We start from the raw sequence: 16780 nt of genomic DNA on the forward strand, positions 1-16780 counted from the left end.
ACGCCTCTCGATGGTCTGAAAAAGATGCTGGATAATAAAGCATGACCCGCTTGACGGCTAGGGGCCGTCGGAGACCCTTGTAATGCCCGATCATGATGTACGCCTGCAACAGCTGACTGTGTGGCTCGAACGACAGTTACAGAATCTTTTTCGCGACAACGCCTGGGGCGAGGTGCCGACCGGTAGCCTGACCGCCGCCAGCAGCGACGCGAGCTTCCGCCGCTACTTCCGCTGGGAAGGCGGCGGCCGCAGTCTGGTGATCATGGATGCGCCGCCGCCCCAGGAAAACTGCGCACCGTTCGTCGCCATCGATCACTTGCTGGCCAGCGCCCAGGTCAACGTGCCGGTCATCCATGCCCAGGATCTGGAACGGGGCTTCCTGCTGCTGAGCGACCTGGGCCGTCAGACGTATCTGGAGGTGATCGACGGTGACAACGCGGATGCGCTGTTCGAGGCGGCCATCGAGACGCTGCTGGCCTTGCAGCGCCTGCCGATGAAGGCACCGCTGCCCAGCTATGACACGGCGCTGCTGCGCCGCGAGCTGGCGTTGTTCCCCGAGTGGTACGTCGGCCACGCGCTGAACACTGCCTTCGATGACGCTCAGCAGGCCCGCTGGCAACGCATCAGCCAACTGCTGATCGACAGTGCCCTGGCGCAGCCCAAGGTGCTGGTGCACCGCGACTACATGCCGCGCAACCTGATGCTCAGCACCCCCAATCCCGGCGTGCTGGACTTCCAGGATGCGGTCTACGGCCCGGTGACCTACGACATCACCTGCCTGTTCAAGGACGCTTTCCTCAGTTGGCCCCAAGCCCGCGTCGACGCCTGGCTGCACCGCTACTGGGACCAGGCGCGTGCGGTCGGCATCCCGGTGCAGGCAGACTTCGCCGACTTCCAGCGCGCCAGCGATCTGATGGGCGTTCAGCGTCACCTGAAAGTGATCGGCATCTTCGCCCGCATCTGCCACCGCGATGGCAAACCGCGCTACCTCGCCGACGTGCCACGGTTCTTCGCCTACCTGCACGAGGTGATCGCTCGCCGTCCGGAGCTGGCGGAGTTGGGTGAACTGCTGGCCGAACTCGACAGCGGAGCGCGCCCATGAAGGCCATGATCCTGGCGGCCGGCAAAGGCGAGCGCATGCGCCCGCTGACCTTGCATACCCCTAAACCCCTGGTGCCGGCCGCCGGCAAACCGCTGATCGAGTATCACCTCCAGGCCCTGGCCAGCGCGGGCATCACCGAGGTGGTGATCAATCACGCTTGGCTGGGCCAGCAGATCGAAGATCACTTGGGTGATGGCAGCCGCTTCGCCCTGCATATCCATTACTCCCCCGAAGGCGAGCCGCTGGAGACCGGTGGCGGTATCTTCAAGGCGTTGCCGCTGCTGGGCGAGGCGCCGTTCCTGCTGGTCAACGGCGATATCTGGACCGACTACGACTTCACCCGCCTGCGCCAACCGCTGCAGGGCCTGGCACACCTGGTGCTGGTGGATAACCCCGGGCATCACGGTCGTGGCGACTTCCGCCTCGACGGCGTGCATGTGCTCGACGGTGACGACAGTCCAGGCACCCTGACCTTCAGCGGCCTGTCGCTGCTGCACCCGCACCTGTTCGACGGCTGCCAGCCCGGCGCCTTCAAGCTGGCGCCGCTGCTGCGTCGGGCGATGGCGGACGGGCAGGTGACCGGTGAGCACTATCGGGGGCAGTGGGTGGATGTCGGTACGCTCGAGCGCCTGGCCGAGGTCGAGCGCCTGATCGGCGAGCGTGCCTGAGATGTGGTGGCCGAGCACAGTGATCGGTGCCGGGGCCGGTTTTGCCGTGGCCAGTATTCCGGGCGCGCTGTTGGGCGCCTTGCTGGGCCAGGCCATGGATCGGCGTCTGCGCATACAGGGGTGGGAGGATGCGCGCGAGCGTTTGGGTGGACGTCCGGCGCTGCGCGACGAGGAGTTGCTGTTCCTGCTGCTGGGACGGTTGGCCAAGAGCGATGGGCGCGTCGCCGAGGGGCACATTCACCAGGCGCGGCAGGAGATGACCCGTCTGGATCTTGGCGAACCCGCCCGCCTGCGGGCCATTTCGGCCTTCAATCGTGGCAAGGCGGGCAAGGGTCGTCTGGACCGTTACCTGCGCCGCATCGGTCATCAGCCGCACGGTGCGGAAGGCGCATTGCGCGCCTGTTGGCGCATGGTCTGGGCCGATGGCAAGGCAGGGCATCATGAGCGCGAACTGCTGCTCAACTGGGGCCGGCAGTTGGGCATGACCCGCACTCAGGTGCAGGCGCTGTCGCAGGAGTACGAGCCGAGCCGTACGGCGGTGGCGAGCGGGGCGATGACCTATGCCGCCGCCCTGCGCGTACTGGGGGTCGAGCCCGACACCGACGCGGACCAGGTCAAGCAGGCCTATCGACGTTTGGTCAGTCGTCATCACCCGGACAAGCTGGTGGGCAGCGGCGCGAGCGAGGCGCAGGTGCGCGAAGCCACCGAGCGGACCCGCGAACTGCACCAGGCCTATGCGCTGATTCGCACGCGGCGGGGGATCTGAGCGATCGGTCCCCGGCCGCCGTGGCGTCTCAAGGTGCCTCTAGCGGATCTTGCGGCATCATCCAGCCCCGCACCCGACGGAACAATTGCTCCTGCTCTGCCGAGCGGTCGCCCGGCATGGCGATCAGCGAGAGTTGCCGGTACTGGCTGTCCTTCTCGCGCTTGCTGGCCTGCAAGCGCAATTGGGCGGCGTTCTGGTCGCGGGTACGGGTGACGAAATAGATATCGGCAGTCGGCACCTTGAGCGTTGGTACCAGGCTTTCCAGGTCGTGCTCGACCCGCGCCGGTGTCTGCGCGGAAATCAGCGCCAGCTTCTGCACCTGCGGTGGCTGCTTTTCGCTGACATAGCGCGCCGCCCAGTACGCGCCGCTGCCATGACCGATCAGCACGATGCTGTGGGCGTTCTGCTGCTGGGCGAACGCCACGGCAGCGTCCAGGCGGGCGAAGATGCGCGCCGCATCGGCCTGGTCGCTGTGTTCGCTGGCCTGCGCCGCGTCGGTGCCCTGGGCGGTATCCGGATCGGGCGCGGTCGCCTGGGCCACATTGGCGTTGGCGTCGTCCGGGGTGTCCTTGGCGGGGGCGCTGGTGCCTTCGCCCTTGTCCTTGGCCACGGGGGCTGGCGTATCAGCCGCGCGCGGCTGCGGGCTGTCGGCCAGCAGGTCGGGCAGGCTGACGCTCAGGCTGTGCCAGCCGACATCGGGAAAGCGATTGCGCAGCGGGGCGACGGTGACAGGCCAGTCGGCGCTTTCGCCGGCACCCGGCACGATGATCACCGCGCCTTTGGGGTTGCTGTCATTGGCGGGTTTCCACAGGGCCAGGAAGCTCTCGCCATCGGCCTGCAAGGTCTGCTGCTGCGCCTTGGGTACCAAGCGCTCCAGCGCCAGGGCATCTTCCTGGCTGCGCTCGAGCAGCGGCGCACGCACCGCCGCGGCCTCGGCGAGGGCGGCCGGCGTCTCGGCCTCAGCGGCGTGGGCGGTCAGGGGAAGGGCTGCAGCCAGGCAGAACAGGGCCAGCGACGTGCGATAAAGTGTGAACATGGATCAACCCAAGGCCAGAATATACCGGCAGCCTAATAGTAAATGCCCGCGACGGCCACGCAGTTGGCCATCATTGCCAGGACGAGCCCCCGATGAAGCGATTGCGTTGCCTGTTGGTTATCGGCTGGTTGTGCCTGCCCTTGATCGCGCTGGCCAAGGAGGCGACGCCGCTGGCGCAACTGGAGCCTGCACAGCAGCAGTGGCTCGATGGCCATCGCCACCTGCGCGTAGGCCTGGTGTTGCAGGCGCCCTACGCGCAGTTCGACCGTCGATTGCAGCAACTGTACGGGGCCAATGTCGAGTTGGTCAGCGAGCTGGCACGTGCCCTGGACCTGGACCTCTCCTGGCGCAACTACCCGGACCAGGCCGGCCTGGAGCATGCGCTGCAAATCGGCGAGATCGACTTCGCGCCTGGCCTCACCCAGACCCCGGCGAGCCTGCGCCTGTGGTTGTTCAGCGACCCCTACATGCGGGTGCCGCAGCTTGTGGTGGGCCTGCGCGGCAGCACGCGGGCGGTGGATCTGGAGAAGCTCGGGGCCGCTGACGGCGTTGCGGTGCGCTTGCCCGGTGTGCTGGCCGATTACCTGCGCAGTAATTACCCCCGGCTCGACCTGCAAGGTGCGGCCAACGACCGCGAGGCGCTGCAACGGGTGCTCAGCGGCCAGGCGCGTTTTGCCGTACTGGACGAAGCGCAACTGAGCCGGTTGTCGCGCGAAAGCGAGTTCAGCGACCTGGCCGTGGTGGCCGATATCGGCCTGCCGCAGTTGCTGCGCATCGGCTCGCGGCGTGACTGGCCACTGCTGGCCGAAGTGTTGCAACGTGGCCTGCAGGCGCTGCCGGCCAAGACCCTGGAGCAACTGCATCAGCGCTGGCTGCAGCCGCAGTATCCACGCGGTGGCGAGTCGGCAGGTTTCTGGCAGAACCTGGCGCTGCTGTTGGGCTTGCTGTTGCTGGGGGCCTTGGCGACGTTGGCCCTGCAACGGCGTCAGCAGCGACGTCTGGAGCGCGGACTGCTGGCCGCGCGCGAGGCGCTGGTGGAGCGCCAAGGCCGTGAGGAGGCGCTGCGCCTGAGCCAGTTCTCCATCGATCAGAGCACCGTGGGCATTCTCTGGGTGCATTGGGACAGCCACGTGCGCTACGCCAACCCTGCGGCCGAACACATGCTCGGGCAGGGTGAAGGGCAGTTGCTGGAGCGGCCATTGGGCGACATCGAACCGAGCCTCGATATGGACCGCTGGCGCGTGCTGTGGAACCGCGTGCGCACCGGCGACAGCGGCGCCCAGGCGTTCGAGAGCCTGTGCCGTTGCGCCGATGGCCGTCTGCTACCGGTCGAGTTGTCCTTGAGCTTTCTGCGCTTTCGCGACGCCGAGTACCTGGTGGTGTACCTCACCGACATCACCGATCGCCGTCGCGTCCTGGCCGAACTGCGCGAGCGCGAGGCGCGGCTCAAGGGCATCGCCGGCAACGTGCCGGGACTGGTGTTTCGTCTGGAGCGCGATCCCGCCGAGGGTGAGCCGGAGTTTCCCTATATCAGCGAAGGCAGCCAGGCGCTGGTCGGCTACGCGCCGGTCGAGATCCAGCAGCCGGACATGGGGCTGCGCTCGCTGGTGCATCCCGATGACCGCGCCGACTATCACCGCGTGCAAAACCTGGCATTGGCCAGCGACCGTGACTGGTCCTGGCAGGGTCGCATGGTCACCCGCCAGGGCGCCGAGCGCTGGGCCGACATCAAGGCCCGCGCCCGGCGCCAGGCCGACGGGCGGGTGGTGTGGGACGGTATCGTCTGGGACATCACCCAGAGCAAGCGCGCCGAGCTGGCACTGGCCAGTTCCCAGGAGCAACTGCGTGAATTGGCGGCGCACCTGGAGAGCGTGCGCGAGGAAGAGAAAGCGCGCATCGCCCGTGAGGTCCACGACGAGCTGGGGCAGATGCTCACCGTGCTCAAGCTCGAAGTGTCGATGTGCGAGTTGGCCTTCGCCGATCTCGACCCGGCCCTGCACGAGCGTCTGGCCAGCATGAAGCGCTCGATCGCCCAGCTGTTCCAACTGGTGCGCGATGTGGCCACGGCGTTGCGCCCGCCCATTCTCGATGCCGGTATCGCCTCGGCCGTCGAGTGGCAGGCCCGACGCTTCGAGGCACGTACGCAGATTCCCTGTCTGGTGCAGGTACCGGATAATCTGCCACCCTTGAGCGATGCCAAGGCCACCGGCCTGTTCCGTATCCTTCAGGAAGCCCTGACCAACGTCATGCGCCATGCCCAGGCGCACACCGTGCAGATCGAGCTCAGGCGCGACGGCGACCTGCTGCGCATGACGGTGATCGACGATGGCGTCGGTTTCGAGCCTGAACAGTCGCGTCCTACCTCGTTCGGTCTGGTCGGTCTGCGCGAGCGGGTGTTGATACTCGGCGGCAGCGTGACCGTGGACAGTGAGCCGGGCGAGGGCACCAGCCTGAGCGTGGCCGTCCCCCTTTCATGACAGGAGAAGCAGCGTGATCCGAGTGCTGGTAGCCGAAGACCACACCATCGTGCGCGAAGGCATCAAGCAATTGATCGGCCTGGCCAAGGACCTGCAGGTGGTGGGCGAGGCGGGCAATGGCGAGCAGTTGCTCGATGCCTTGCGCCACACGCCCTGCGACGTGGTGCTGGTGGACATCTCGATGCCGGGTATCAGCGGTCTGGAAGCGATCCCGCGTATCCGTGCACTGGCCAATGCACCGGCGATCCTGGTGCTGTCGATGCACGACGAAGCGCAGATGGCCGCACGCGCGCTCAAGGCCGGGGCGGCGGGTTATGCCACCAAGGACAGCGACCCGGCGCTGCTGCTCACCGCCATTCGCCGGGTGGCCGGTGGCGGTCGTTATATCGACCCGGCGCTGGCCGACCGCATGGTCTTCGAAGTGGGGCTGACCGAAACCCGGCCGTTGCACACGCTGTTGTCCGAGCGGGAGTTTTCCGTGTTCGAGCGCCTGGCTCAGGGCGCCAACGTCAACGACATCGCCCAGCAACTGGCGCTGTCGAGCAAGACCATCAGCACGCACAAGGCGCGGCTGATGCAGAAGCTCCAAGTCCACTCGCTGGCTGAGCTGGTGAAGTACGCCATGGCGCACAAGCTGATCTGATTGCGACAGCCATCGGCCTGACAACGATTTCTCGTCCTGCAAGGGGGCCATCGCGGCACCAGGCTCGCCCTGCAAACGTGCGAGTAGCGGCCGATGTCCCGAGTGAATGAGCATTCCATTTGCGTCATTCATGTAGGGCGATCCCTACAACGAATCTTCCATCTGGATGATGGCATTCTCTCAGCACCGCCGATTTCGGCGAGGTAACCGTTCTTCTAGTCTTTCGCCCACGCAGTCATTCCAACAAGAAGGTGCAGGGCATGAGCGAGGCGAAATCGAACGAGACGCTGGTCAGCTTTCGGGGCGTGCAGAAGAGCTACGACGGCGAATCGCTGATCGTCAAAGACCTCAACCTGGACATCCGCAAAGGCGAGTTTCTGACCCTGCTCGGCCCCTCGGGCTCCGGTAAGACCACCAGCCTGATGATGCTGGCCGGCTTCGAGACCCCCACCGCCGGCGAGATCCAACTGGCAGGCCGCTCGATCAACAATGTGCCGCCGCACAAGCGCGACATCGGCATGGTGTTCCAGAACTACGCCCTGTTCCCGCACATGACCGTGGCCGAGAACCTGGCCTTCCCCCTGACCGTACGCAACCTGAGCAAGACCGACATCAGCGAACGGGTCAAGCGCGTGCTCAACATGGTCCAGCTCGACAGCTTCGCCAAGCGCTACCCCGGCCAGCTCTCCGGGGGCCAGCAGCAGCGCGTGGCGCTGGCCCGCGCCCTGGTGTTCGAGCCGCAACTGGTGCTGATGGACGAGCCGCTCGGTGCACTCGACAAGCAGTTGCGCGAGCACATGCAGATGGAGATCAAGCACATTCACCAGCGCCTGGGCGTGACCGTGGTGTACGTGACCCACGACCAGGGCGAAGCGCTGACCATGTCCGATCGCGTGGCCGTGTTCCACCAGGGGCAGATCCAGCAGATCGCCGATCCGCGCACGCTCTACGAAGCCCCGGCCAACACCTTCGTGGCCAACTTCATCGGCGAGAACAACCGCCTCAACGGCACCCTGCTGTCGCGTCAGGGTGAGCGCTGCCAGGTGCAACTGGCGCGTGGCGAGCAGGTCGAGGCGCTGGCGGTGAACGTCGGTGCGCCCGGCGAGCCGGTGACCTTGTCGGTGCGGCCCGAGCGGGTGCGCCTCAACGGCCACAGCGCACATTGCGCCAATCGGTTTTCCGGCCGGGTGGCCGAGTTCATCTATCTGGGCGACCACGTACGGGTTCGCCTGGAGGTGTGCGGCAAGAGCGATTTCTTCGTCAAGCAGCCGATTGCCGAGCTCGACCCGGCGCTGGCCGTGGGCGACGTAGTGCCGCTGGGCTGGGCGGTGGAGCACGCACGCGCGCTCGACCCGGTCGTCGAAGCCCACTGATGGTTCGTTTCACCAACCCTGTACTGTGGAGAGAATAATAATGCGCAAGCAGTTGAAACTGACCGCCCTGGCCCTGGGGCTGTTCACCGCCGGCCAGGTGCTGGCCGCGGACCTCACCGTGGTGTCCTTCGGTGGTGCCAACAAGGCCGCCCAGGTCAAGGCGTTCTATGAGCCGTGGGAACAGGCAGGCAAGGGCAAGATCGTCGCCGGGGAATACAACGGTGAAATGGCCAAGGTGAAGGCCATGGTCGACACCAAGAGCGTGTCCTGGGATCTGGTGGAGGTCGAGTCCCCAGAGTTGGCCCGTGGCTGTGACGAGGACATGTTCGAGCCGCTCGATCCCGCGTTGTTCGGCAACGAGTCCGACTACGTCAAAGGCGCCATCCAGCCGTGCGGCGTGGGCTTCTTCGTGTGGTCCACGGTGCTGGCCTACAACGCCGACAAGCTCAAGTCCGCCCCCACCAGCTGGGCCGATTTCTGGGACACGAAGAAATTCCCCGGCAAACGCGGCTTGCGCAAGGGCGCCAAGTACACGCTGGAATTCGCCCTGATGGCCGACGGCGTGGCGCCCAAGGATGTCTACTCGGTGCTGTCCACCAAGGCCGGTGTAGACCGCGCCTTCAAGAAACTCGACGAGCTCAAGCCGAGCATCCAGTGGTGGGAAGCCGGCGCCCAGCCGCCGCAGTACCTGGCCTCCGGCGACGTGGTCATGAGCTCGGCCTACAACGGGCGTATCGCGGCAGTGCAGAAGGAGAGCAACCTGAAGGTGGTGTGGAACGGCGGTATCTACGACTTCGATGCCTGGGCCATTCCGCGTGGCGCGAAGAACGTCGAGGAGGCCAAGAAATTCATTGCCTACAGCGTCCAGCCTGAGCAGCAGACGATCTACTCCGAGAACATCGCCTACGGCCCGGCCAACGCCAAGGCCGTCGCCCTGCTCAGCGACGAGGTCAAGCAGAACATGCCGACCACGCCGGAGAACATCGCCAACCAGGTGCAGATCGACGTGGCCTTCTGGGCTGACAACAGCGAGCAACTGGAGCAACGCTTCAACGCCTGGGCGGCGAAGAAGTAACGCGTGTCGCTGGAGCGCCGGGCCGTTGGCCGGCGCTCCCCCGTTTTCCTGTTTGCGGAGTTCGTCATGGCCACTGCAGTGCCCCTCAATGAAGGCGCAGGTCCAAGTCTCAAGCAGCGCCTCAAGCGTGCCGAGCGGGTCAACCGCTGGAAGGCGCAGGCGCTGATCGCACCGCTGGTGGCGTTTCTGCTGCTGGTATTTCTGGTGCCGATCGCCGCGCTGCTGTTCAAGAGCGTCGGTAACCCCGAAGTGGTGGCCGGCCTGCCGCGCACCGTCGAGGCGGTGGCGCAGTGGGATGGCAAGAGCCTGCCCGGCGAAGCGGTGTACCGTGCCCTGAGCGACGACCTGGCGCAGTCGCGCAAGAACCAGACCTTGGGCGAGCTCTCCAAGCGCCTGAACATGGAACTGGCCGGCTACCGCAGCCTGCTGTCGAAGACGGCCCGCGCCTTGCCGTTCAAGACCGAGCCGGCTTCCTATAAAGAGGCGCTGCAGAGCCTCGACGAGCGCTGGGGTGACCCGGCCTACTGGCAAGCGATCCGCCGCAATACCAGCTCGGTGACGCCGTTCTACCTGCTGGCCGCGCTGGACCACCGCATCGACGACCTGGGCGAGTTGGCCAAGACCACGCCCGACCAGGCCATCTACCTGGACATCTTCGCCCGCACCCTGTGGATGGGCGTTGTGATCACTGCGATCTGCCTGCTGCTGGCCTATCCATTGGCCTACCTGCTGGCCAACTTGCCGACCCGCCAAAGCAACCTGCTGATGATCCTGGTGCTGCTGCCATTCTGGACATCGATTCTGGTGCGGGTGGCCGCGTGGATCGTGTTGCTGCAATCGGGCGGCCTGATCAACAGTGCACTCATGGCCATGGGCGTCATCGATCAACCGCTGGAGTTGGTGTTCAACCGCACCGGCGTGTACATCTCCATGGTCCACATTTTGCTGCCCTTCATGATCTTGCCGTTGTACAGCGTGATGAAGGGCATTTCGCCAAGCTACATGCGTGCGGCGATTTCCCTGGGCTGTCATCCGTTCGCCAGCTTCTGGCGCGTGTACTTCCCGCAGACTTACGCCGGTGTCGGCGCCGGTTGCCTGCTGGTGTTCATTCTCGCCATCGGCTACTACATCACGCCGGCGCTGCTGGGTAGCCCGAACGACCAGATGGTCAGCTACTTCGTCGCGTTCTATACCAACACCAGCATCAACTGGGGCATGGCCACCGCCTTGGGCGGGTTGTTGCTGCTGGCCACGGTGCTGCTGTACCTGATCTATAGCTGGCTGGTCGGCGCCAGCCGCCTGCGCTTGAGCTGAGGAGCCTTGTCATGTTGAGCCCTTACATGTCGCCGGTGGAGCGGGTCTGGTTCTACGGCCTGCGCATTCTCTGCGGCCTGATCCTGCTGTTCCTGGTGCTGCCGGTGCTGGTCATCATTCCGCTGTCGTTCAACAGCGGCAGTTTCCTGGTCTACCCGCTGCAAGGCTTTTCGCTGCAGTGGTACCAGGACTTCTTCGCCTCGGCCGAGTGGATGCGCGCGCTCAGGAACAGCATCATCGTCGCCCCGGCGGCCACGGTGCTGGCGATGGTGTTCGGCACTCTGGCCGCAATCGGCCTGACCCGTGGCGATTTTCCCGGCAAGTCGCTGGTGATGGCGCTGGTGATTTCGCCAATGGTGGTGCCTGTGGTGATCATCGGGGTGGCCAGCTACCTGTTCTTCGCGCCGCTGGGGCTGGGCAACAGTTTTCTCTCGCTGATTCTGGTGCACGCGGTGCTGGGTGTGCCGTTCGTGATCATCACCGTGTCGGCGACGCTTCAGGGGTTCAACTACAACTTGGTTCGCGCGGCGGCCAGCCTTGGCGCCTCGCCGCTGCTGGCGTTCCGTCGGGTGACCTTGCCGCTGATCGCGCCCGGGGTGATTTCCGGGGCGCTGTTCGCCTTCGCCACGTCGTTCGATGAAGTGGTGGTGACCCTGTTCCTCGCCGGTCCCGAGCAGGCCACCCTGCCGCGCCAGATGTTCAGCGGCATTCGCGAGAACCTCAGCCCGACCATCGCCGCCGCTGCGACGCTGCTGATCGGTTTTTCGGTAGTGTTGCTGCTGACCCTGGAGTGGCTGCGCGGGCGCAGCGAGAAGCTGCGGACCCAGCAACCTGGCTGACTCTGCGACGGCTGTGTCGGCCTTGTCGCGGGGCAAGCCCGCTCCACAGGTAGAGCACTGCACTCATGAACAGTGGGATCCCTGTGGGAGCGGGCTCGTCCCGCGATGAGGCCGGTACAGGCAACTGCGGTCTTGATACCAATCAGCCCCGATCCATTCGCCTGAGTTACAATGCGCGCCACCGTGATTCTGCCAACAGGTGCGCCATGCAGCCCTACGCTATTGCCCCCTCCATTCTTTCCGCCGACTTCGCCCGCCTGGGCGAGGACGTGGACAAGGTTCTGGCCGCAGGGGCCGACATCGTCCACTTCGATGTCATGGACAACCACTACGTGCCCAACCTGACCATCGGCCCGATGGTCTGCAGCGCGCTGCGCAAGTACGGCGTGACCGCACCCATCGACGTGCACCTGATGGTCAGCCCGGTCGATCGCATCATCGGCGATTTCATCGAGGCCGGTGCCACCTTCATCACCTTCCATCCCGAAGCGACCCAGCACATCGACCGTTCGCTGCAACTGATCCGTGACGGCGGTTGCAAGGCCGGCCTGGTGTTCAACCCGGCCACTGGTTTGGACGTGCTCAAGTACGTGATGGACAAAGTCGACATGGTCCTGCTGATGAGTGTCAACCCAGGTTTTGGCGGACAGAAGTTCATTCCCGGCACCCTCGACAAACTGCGCGAAGCACGCGCGCTGATCGACGCCAGCGGCCGTGATATCCGCCTGGAGATCGATGGCGGGGTCAATGTCGGCAATATCCGTGAGATCGCCGCCGCAGGCGCTGACACCTTCGTCGCCGGATCGGCGATCTTCAACGCGCCGGATTACGCCGAAGTCATCGCCAAGATGCATGCCGAGCTCGCCCAGGCGCGCCCATGAGCGGCTTCGAGCAGTTGTTCCCGGGGACGCTGCCCAAGCTGGTCATGTTCGACCTGGACGGCACCCTGATCGACTCGGTGCCGGACCTGGCTGCCGCCGTCGACCACATGCTGGTGGCCCTGGGTCGCCCGCCTGCGGGCCTCGAGGCCGTGCGTCAGTGGGTCGGCAATGGCGCCGAGGTGCTGGTACGCCGCGCCTTGGCCGGCAGTCTCGAGCATGCCGACGTGGACCCCGAACTGGCCGAGCGAGGCTTGGCGTTGTTCATGCAAGCCTATGGCGAAAGCCATGAGCTGACGGTGGTCTATCCCGGCGTGCGCGACACCCTGCGCTGGCTGCACAAGCAGGGTGTGGAGATGGCGCTGATCACCAACAAGCCCGAACGCTTCGTCGCGCCCTTGCTCGACCAGATGAAGATCGGTCGCTACTTCCGCTGGATCATCGGCGGCGACACCCTGCCTCAGAAGAAACCCGACCCGGCCGCGCTGCTGTTCGTCATGCAGATGGCGGGCATCGCACCGGAGCACGCGTTGTTCGTCGGCGACTCGCGCAACGATGTGCTGGCGGCCACGGCAGCGGGGGTCAAGAGCGTCGGCCTGACCTACGGCTATAACCACGGGCGGCCGATCGAAGAGGAATCGCCAAGCCTGGTGCTGGATGATTTGCGTCTGCTGTTGCCCGGTTGCGTCGTCACCGACACTGGGATAACGTGGGCAAACCTTCACGCCTCCAAAGACAGAGATCGCACTGTGGGTGTCACCGGCAAATTCTGGATGAAAGTCATCAAGGCCCTGGCCCGCTGGCGCTGGCGCGCCTGACTCCTGCCCGCCGGCGCCTGCCGGCTCGTCCGCTCGTCCGACCCCATTGCTGCTTGCCCCGAGGCTACCCATGACCCGCGAAGAATTCCTGCGCCTGGCCGCTGCCGGCTACAACCGCATTCCCCTGGCCTGTGAAACCCTGGCCGACTTCGACACACCGCTGTCGATCTACCTCAAGCTGGCCGACCAGCCCAACACCTACTTGCTCGAGTCCGTGCAGGGCGGTGAGAAGTGGGGCCGTTATTCGATGATCGGCCTGCCGTCGCGCACGGTGCTGCGGGTTCACGGCTACCGGGTGAGCATCCTGGAAGACGGGGTCGAAGTGGAAAGCCATGAGGTCGAGGATCCGCTGGCCTTCGTCGAGTCGTTCAAGCAGCGCTACAAGGTCGCCGACATCGCCGGTCTGCCGCGCTTCAACGGCGGTCTGGTCGGCTACTTCGGCTATGACTGCGTGCGCTACGTCGAGAAACGCCTGGGAGCCAGCCCGAACCCTGATCCACTGGGCGTGCCGGACATTCTGCTGATGGTGTCCGACGCGGTGGTGGTGTTCGATAACCTGGCCGGCAAGATGCACGCCATCGTGCTGGTCGATCCGGAGGATACGCAGGCCTTCGAGCAGGGCCAGGCGCGGCTGGCCGGGTTGCTCGACACGTTGCGCCAGCCGATCACCCCACGCCGTGGCCTGGATCTCGGCGGCCCGATGCCCGCAGAACCGGCGTTCCGCTCCAGCTACACCCGCGACGATTACGAGAAGGCCGTGGGCCGAATCAAGGAGTACATCCTGGCCGGCGATTGCATGCAGGTGGTGCCGTCGCAGCGCATGTCCATCGATTTCAAGGCTGCGCCCATCGACTTGTACCGTGCGCTGCGCTGCTTCAACCCGACGCCCTACATGTACTTCTTCAATTTCGGCGACTTCCACGTGGTCGGCAGTTCGCCGGAAGTGCTGGTGCGGGTCGAGGACAATCTGGTCACGGTCCGTCCCATCGCCGGCACCCGCCCGCGCGGTGCCACCGAGGAAGCGGACCGGGCGCTGGAAGACGACTTGCTATCGGACGACAAGGAAATCGCCGAGCACCTGATGCTGATCGACCTGGGGCGCAACGATGTGGGGCGGGTGTCGTCCACCGGCAGCGTGCGGCTGACCGAGAAGATGGTGATCGAACGCTACTCCAACGTGATGCACATCGTCTCCAACGTCACCGGCGAACTCGCCGAGGGCCTCACGGCGATGGATGCCTTGCGTGCGATCCTGCCGGCCGGCACCTTGTCGGGTGCGCCGAAAATCCGCGCGATGGAAATCATCGACGAACTGGAGCCAGTCAAGCGCGGCGTCTACGGTGGCGCGGTGGGCTATTTCGCCTGGAACGGCAATATGGATACCGCCATCGCCATTCGCACGGCGGTGATCAAGGACGGCGAACTGCACGTACAGGCCGGTGGCGGCATCGTCGCCGACTCGGTGCCGGCGCTGGAGTGGGAAGAAACCATCAACAAGCGCCGCGCCATGTTCCGCGCGGTGGCGCTGGCCGAGCAGACCACGCTCAAGTGAACCCTTCGCATCGGGGCTGTTGCGCAGCCCCGCTCAGGCCACGCCTGCAAGACGATCAGTCTGTCTGCAGGAGCGGCCTTGCGCCGACTTGAAGCGTTAGAAGTCCACGCTTACGCCCACGCTCACCCCTTGCTGGCGCAGTTCGTCGCTCTTGCGCCAGTTGTAGTTCCCCGCCAGCTTCACCCCCGGCACCAGCTCATGGCTGATGCCCAGGCTCGCCCGCGTCAGGTTGCTGTGGGGCGTGTACCCGGCGAGGGTGAAGTCGTTGGCTGGAAGGCTGGTCAGGTGCAGGGTCAGGTCCTGACGATCGTCTTCGAACTCGTGCTCGCGTGCCACCTCGGCGAACAACCGCGTATTGGCCATCACCTGCACACTGCCCAGCACGCCTGCCCCCAGCCGCCGTGACGTGCGGTCCTGGTCGTCGAAGCCCAGCGCCGTCGAACGTCCGCTCTTCTCGTCATAGCCGTCCACCTTCACCCGCGCGTAATCCGCGCTGATGAATGGCGCCAACTGCCAGGCGCTGTCGTCGGTCGCCAGGTTGTAGCCCAGTCGGCCGCTGAGCGCCCAGGCCTCGCCGTCGGTACTGCCTTTCTCGCTACGCTCGCCTGCGCCGAGGGCGAAGTTGCGCTTGAGATTGTCGTAGTTCAGGTGCCCGGCGGTCAGCGCCGCATCGGCCCACCAGCGGTTCTGACGGAACTGGGCGAAGGCGCTGGCCAAGTAACTGTCGAGCGCGTAGTCCGAATCCCGTGGCCCTGCTTCGAGCTTCTGCCGATAGGCGCCCGCTGCAATGCCTACGCGCCAAGCGTCGTCGAGCCGGTAGCTGCCGCCCAGGGTCAGGTTATAGCCGCGCCCGTCGCCGCTGGCGGCGCTACGCTGGCTGCCGAAATCCAGGTCCTGGGCACCGGTGGCGACGAACGCCTGCCACTGGCCGACCGGCTGCCAGGGCGAGCGCCATTGAGTGCGCAGTTCGTCCTGATGTGCGCGCAGGCTGGCGTGAGCCATTTCCGGTAACAGTGTCAGCTCCCAGGGCGCGGCGAGAATGGAATAGGCGTAGTCAGCGATCAATTGCTGACCGGCGATGGTTGGGTGTACCGAATCGTTGAACAGCAGCCGTGAGGGATCGGGATTGCTGCCGTTCACGCCGTACACCGGATTGGCGGTGCAGCCGTCGCCGCTGTAGCAGGTGCCGACCAGGTTCTGGTCGACGGCCAGGCCGAATTGCGCCGGGCTGCGCAGCGCTTCGCCGAGCAGCGTGGGAATGTTCAGCGGGATGACTTCGGCGTCCACCTGGCGCAGTTGGCCGAGCAACGACTGATTGAACACGCCTGAAAGCTGCGACAGCGGCGCTTGCTGCGGCGTGCCGCTGAAGTTCGGTGTCTGGCCCAGGTCCGGCAGCAGCCAGACCATGATGTAGCGCGCTCCACCCTGCTGCAGGGCCTGGGCGCTGGCCGCCAGGCGGGCACCGGCTGCGGCGGCGCTGGCGGGGCTGTTCACCAGGCCTTGGAGAAAATCATTGCCGCCGCCGGTGAGGTAGTACAGTGCGTTGGGGTCGGCGCGCAGTCCGCCGGCCAGATAGCCGGGACGCTCGCGCAGCACCAGGCCGGCGCCCAGGCGCCCGGGCGGAATCACTGCCTGGGAGGTTTCGGTGATCGAGTCGAGGACTTGCTGCGTGGTGTAGCCGCCGACCGCCCAGTTATTGCCGTCGGGCCGACCTTGCAGCAGGTTGCTCAGCGAAGTCGAAGGCCCCAATGACGTGGCGGAAAAGCCTAGTTTGGTGCCGAGGATCATCGGTGACACGGGCGCGTAGTAGCCATTGCCCTGGCGATTGGTGAAGCGCAGGCCCTGCGCGCTGCCGGTCAGGTCCGGGAACTGTCCCGCATCGCTGAGGCTGTCGCCGAAAACCAATAGGGAAGAATAAGGGGAGGGCGCTGCCATGGCCTGGCTGCAGACCAGGCTGAGCAGGCACAGGGTAGTACGCAGGAACGGCGGCTGGCGCATGGATGAAATTCCGTTTCGTTGTTGTTTTGAGGAGCAGCTCGCAGACCTTAGCAAAAAAACCGCCGGTAGGTTCCAGGCCTCTGCGTTTGCCGGGGTTTGCCGCGTATTGCGCCCGTTGTCGCGGTAGGCTACTGTGCCGGGACGTATGAGCGAGAACTACCCCGTGTTGATCGTCAGCAAACTCCTGATGCGCGTTATCAAGGCTCACGCCCGTTGGCGTTGGCGCGCCTGACACTTTCCC

At 65.4% G+C, this 16780-nt stretch carries 14 protein-coding genes; 12 read left to right on the forward strand and 2 right to left on the reverse strand.

What is annotated here, in order from left to right; translation table 11 throughout:
* The first annotated feature begins 82 nt into the window (after positions 1–82).
* Genes ACK2SD_RS02480 through ACK2SD_RS02490 form a run of 3 tightly spaced genes read left to right on the forward strand, consistent with a single transcriptional unit; the run spans position 83 to position 2536 of the window.
* On the forward strand, positions 83–1102 hold the full coding sequence (locus ACK2SD_RS02480) for an aminoglycoside phosphotransferase family protein (protein ID WP_412461283.1): 1020 nt from the start codon (positions 83–85) through the stop codon (positions 1100–1102).
* Positions 1099–1770 carry an N-acetylmuramate alpha-1-phosphate uridylyltransferase MurU gene (gene murU / locus ACK2SD_RS02485; RefSeq protein ID WP_412461284.1) on the forward strand — a complete coding sequence of 224 codons (672 nt, stop codon included), beginning with the start codon at positions 1099–1101 and terminating at the stop codon, positions 1768–1770. The genes ACK2SD_RS02480 and murU overlap by 4 nt, the downstream gene beginning before the upstream one ends.
* Position 1771: 1 nt before the next feature.
* On the forward strand, positions 1772–2536 hold the full coding sequence (locus tag ACK2SD_RS02490) for a TerB family tellurite resistance protein (RefSeq protein WP_412462376.1): 765 nt from the start codon (positions 1772–1774) through the stop codon (positions 2534–2536).
* Positions 2537–2564: 28 nt separating this feature from the next.
* On the opposite strand, the gene ACK2SD_RS02495 is transcribed toward ACK2SD_RS02490, so the two are convergent.
* Positions 2565–3572 (reverse strand): alpha/beta hydrolase family protein, encoded by a 1008-nt coding sequence (locus tag ACK2SD_RS02495; RefSeq protein WP_412461285.1) that lies wholly within the window; start codon positions 3570–3572, stop codon positions 2565–2567.
* 92 nt (positions 3573–3664) lie between these two features.
* Here ACK2SD_RS02495 and ACK2SD_RS02500 point away from each other — a divergent pair, with 92 nt between their 5' ends.
* The 9 genes from ACK2SD_RS02500 to trpE all read left to right on the forward strand — a co-directional run bounded on the left by ACK2SD_RS02500 (position 3665) and on the right by trpE (position 14541).
* Positions 3665–6049 (forward strand): PAS domain S-box protein, encoded by a 2385-nt coding sequence (locus ACK2SD_RS02500; protein WP_412461286.1) that lies wholly within the window; start codon positions 3665–3667, stop codon positions 6047–6049.
* Between the two features lie 13 nt (positions 6050–6062).
* Positions 6063–6692, forward strand: coding sequence for a response regulator transcription factor (locus tag ACK2SD_RS02505; RefSeq protein ID WP_039581131.1), 630 nt, complete (start codon positions 6063–6065; stop codon positions 6690–6692).
* Between the two features lie 260 nt (positions 6693–6952).
* Positions 6953–8065: an ABC transporter ATP-binding protein gene (locus ACK2SD_RS02510; protein ID WP_342650335.1), complete on the forward strand. Its 1113-nt coding sequence runs from the start codon at positions 6953–6955 to the stop codon at positions 8063–8065.
* A 40-nt stretch (positions 8066–8105) separates the two neighbouring features.
* Positions 8106–9140 (forward strand): ABC transporter substrate-binding protein, encoded by a 1035-nt coding sequence (locus tag ACK2SD_RS02515; protein WP_412461287.1) that lies wholly within the window; start codon positions 8106–8108, stop codon positions 9138–9140.
* 66 nt (positions 9141–9206) lie between these two features.
* A complete protein-coding gene (locus tag ACK2SD_RS02520; RefSeq protein WP_039581125.1) occupies positions 9207–10454 on the forward strand; it encodes an ABC transporter permease in 1248 nt (415 codons plus the stop codon).
* 11 nt (positions 10455–10465) lie between these two features.
* Positions 10466–11293, forward strand: a complete 828-nt coding sequence (locus tag ACK2SD_RS02525) for an ABC transporter permease (protein ID WP_029615070.1) — start codon at positions 10466–10468, stop codon at positions 11291–11293.
* A gap of 206 nt (positions 11294–11499) precedes the next feature.
* Positions 11500–12174, forward strand: coding sequence for a ribulose-phosphate 3-epimerase (rpe, locus tag ACK2SD_RS02530; protein ID WP_295485157.1), 675 nt, complete (start codon positions 11500–11502; stop codon positions 12172–12174).
* Positions 12171–12989 carry a phosphoglycolate phosphatase gene (locus ACK2SD_RS02535; RefSeq protein ID WP_039581120.1) on the forward strand — a complete coding sequence of 273 codons (819 nt, stop codon included), beginning with the start codon at positions 12171–12173 and terminating at the stop codon, positions 12987–12989. The genes rpe and ACK2SD_RS02535 overlap by 4 nt, the downstream gene beginning before the upstream one ends.
* Positions 12990–13059: 70 nt before the next feature.
* Entirely contained in the window at positions 13060–14541 is a 1482-nt protein-coding gene (gene trpE, locus ACK2SD_RS02540) for an anthranilate synthase component I (protein WP_317871002.1), read from the forward strand.
* Positions 14542–14637: 96 nt separating this feature from the next.
* Here trpE and estP read toward each other — a convergent pair whose 3' ends face one another.
* Entirely contained in the window at positions 14638–16539 is a 1902-nt protein-coding gene (gene estP / locus ACK2SD_RS02545; protein ID WP_412461288.1) for an esterase EstP, read from the reverse strand.
* Between the last annotated feature and the right edge of the window lie 241 nt (positions 16540–16780).

It is taken from the genome of Pseudomonas sp. SC11 (assembly GCF_047039205.1).
In the GTDB taxonomy this organism is placed as follows: Bacteria; Pseudomonadota; Gammaproteobacteria; order Pseudomonadales; family Pseudomonadaceae; genus Aquipseudomonas; species Aquipseudomonas boreofloridensis.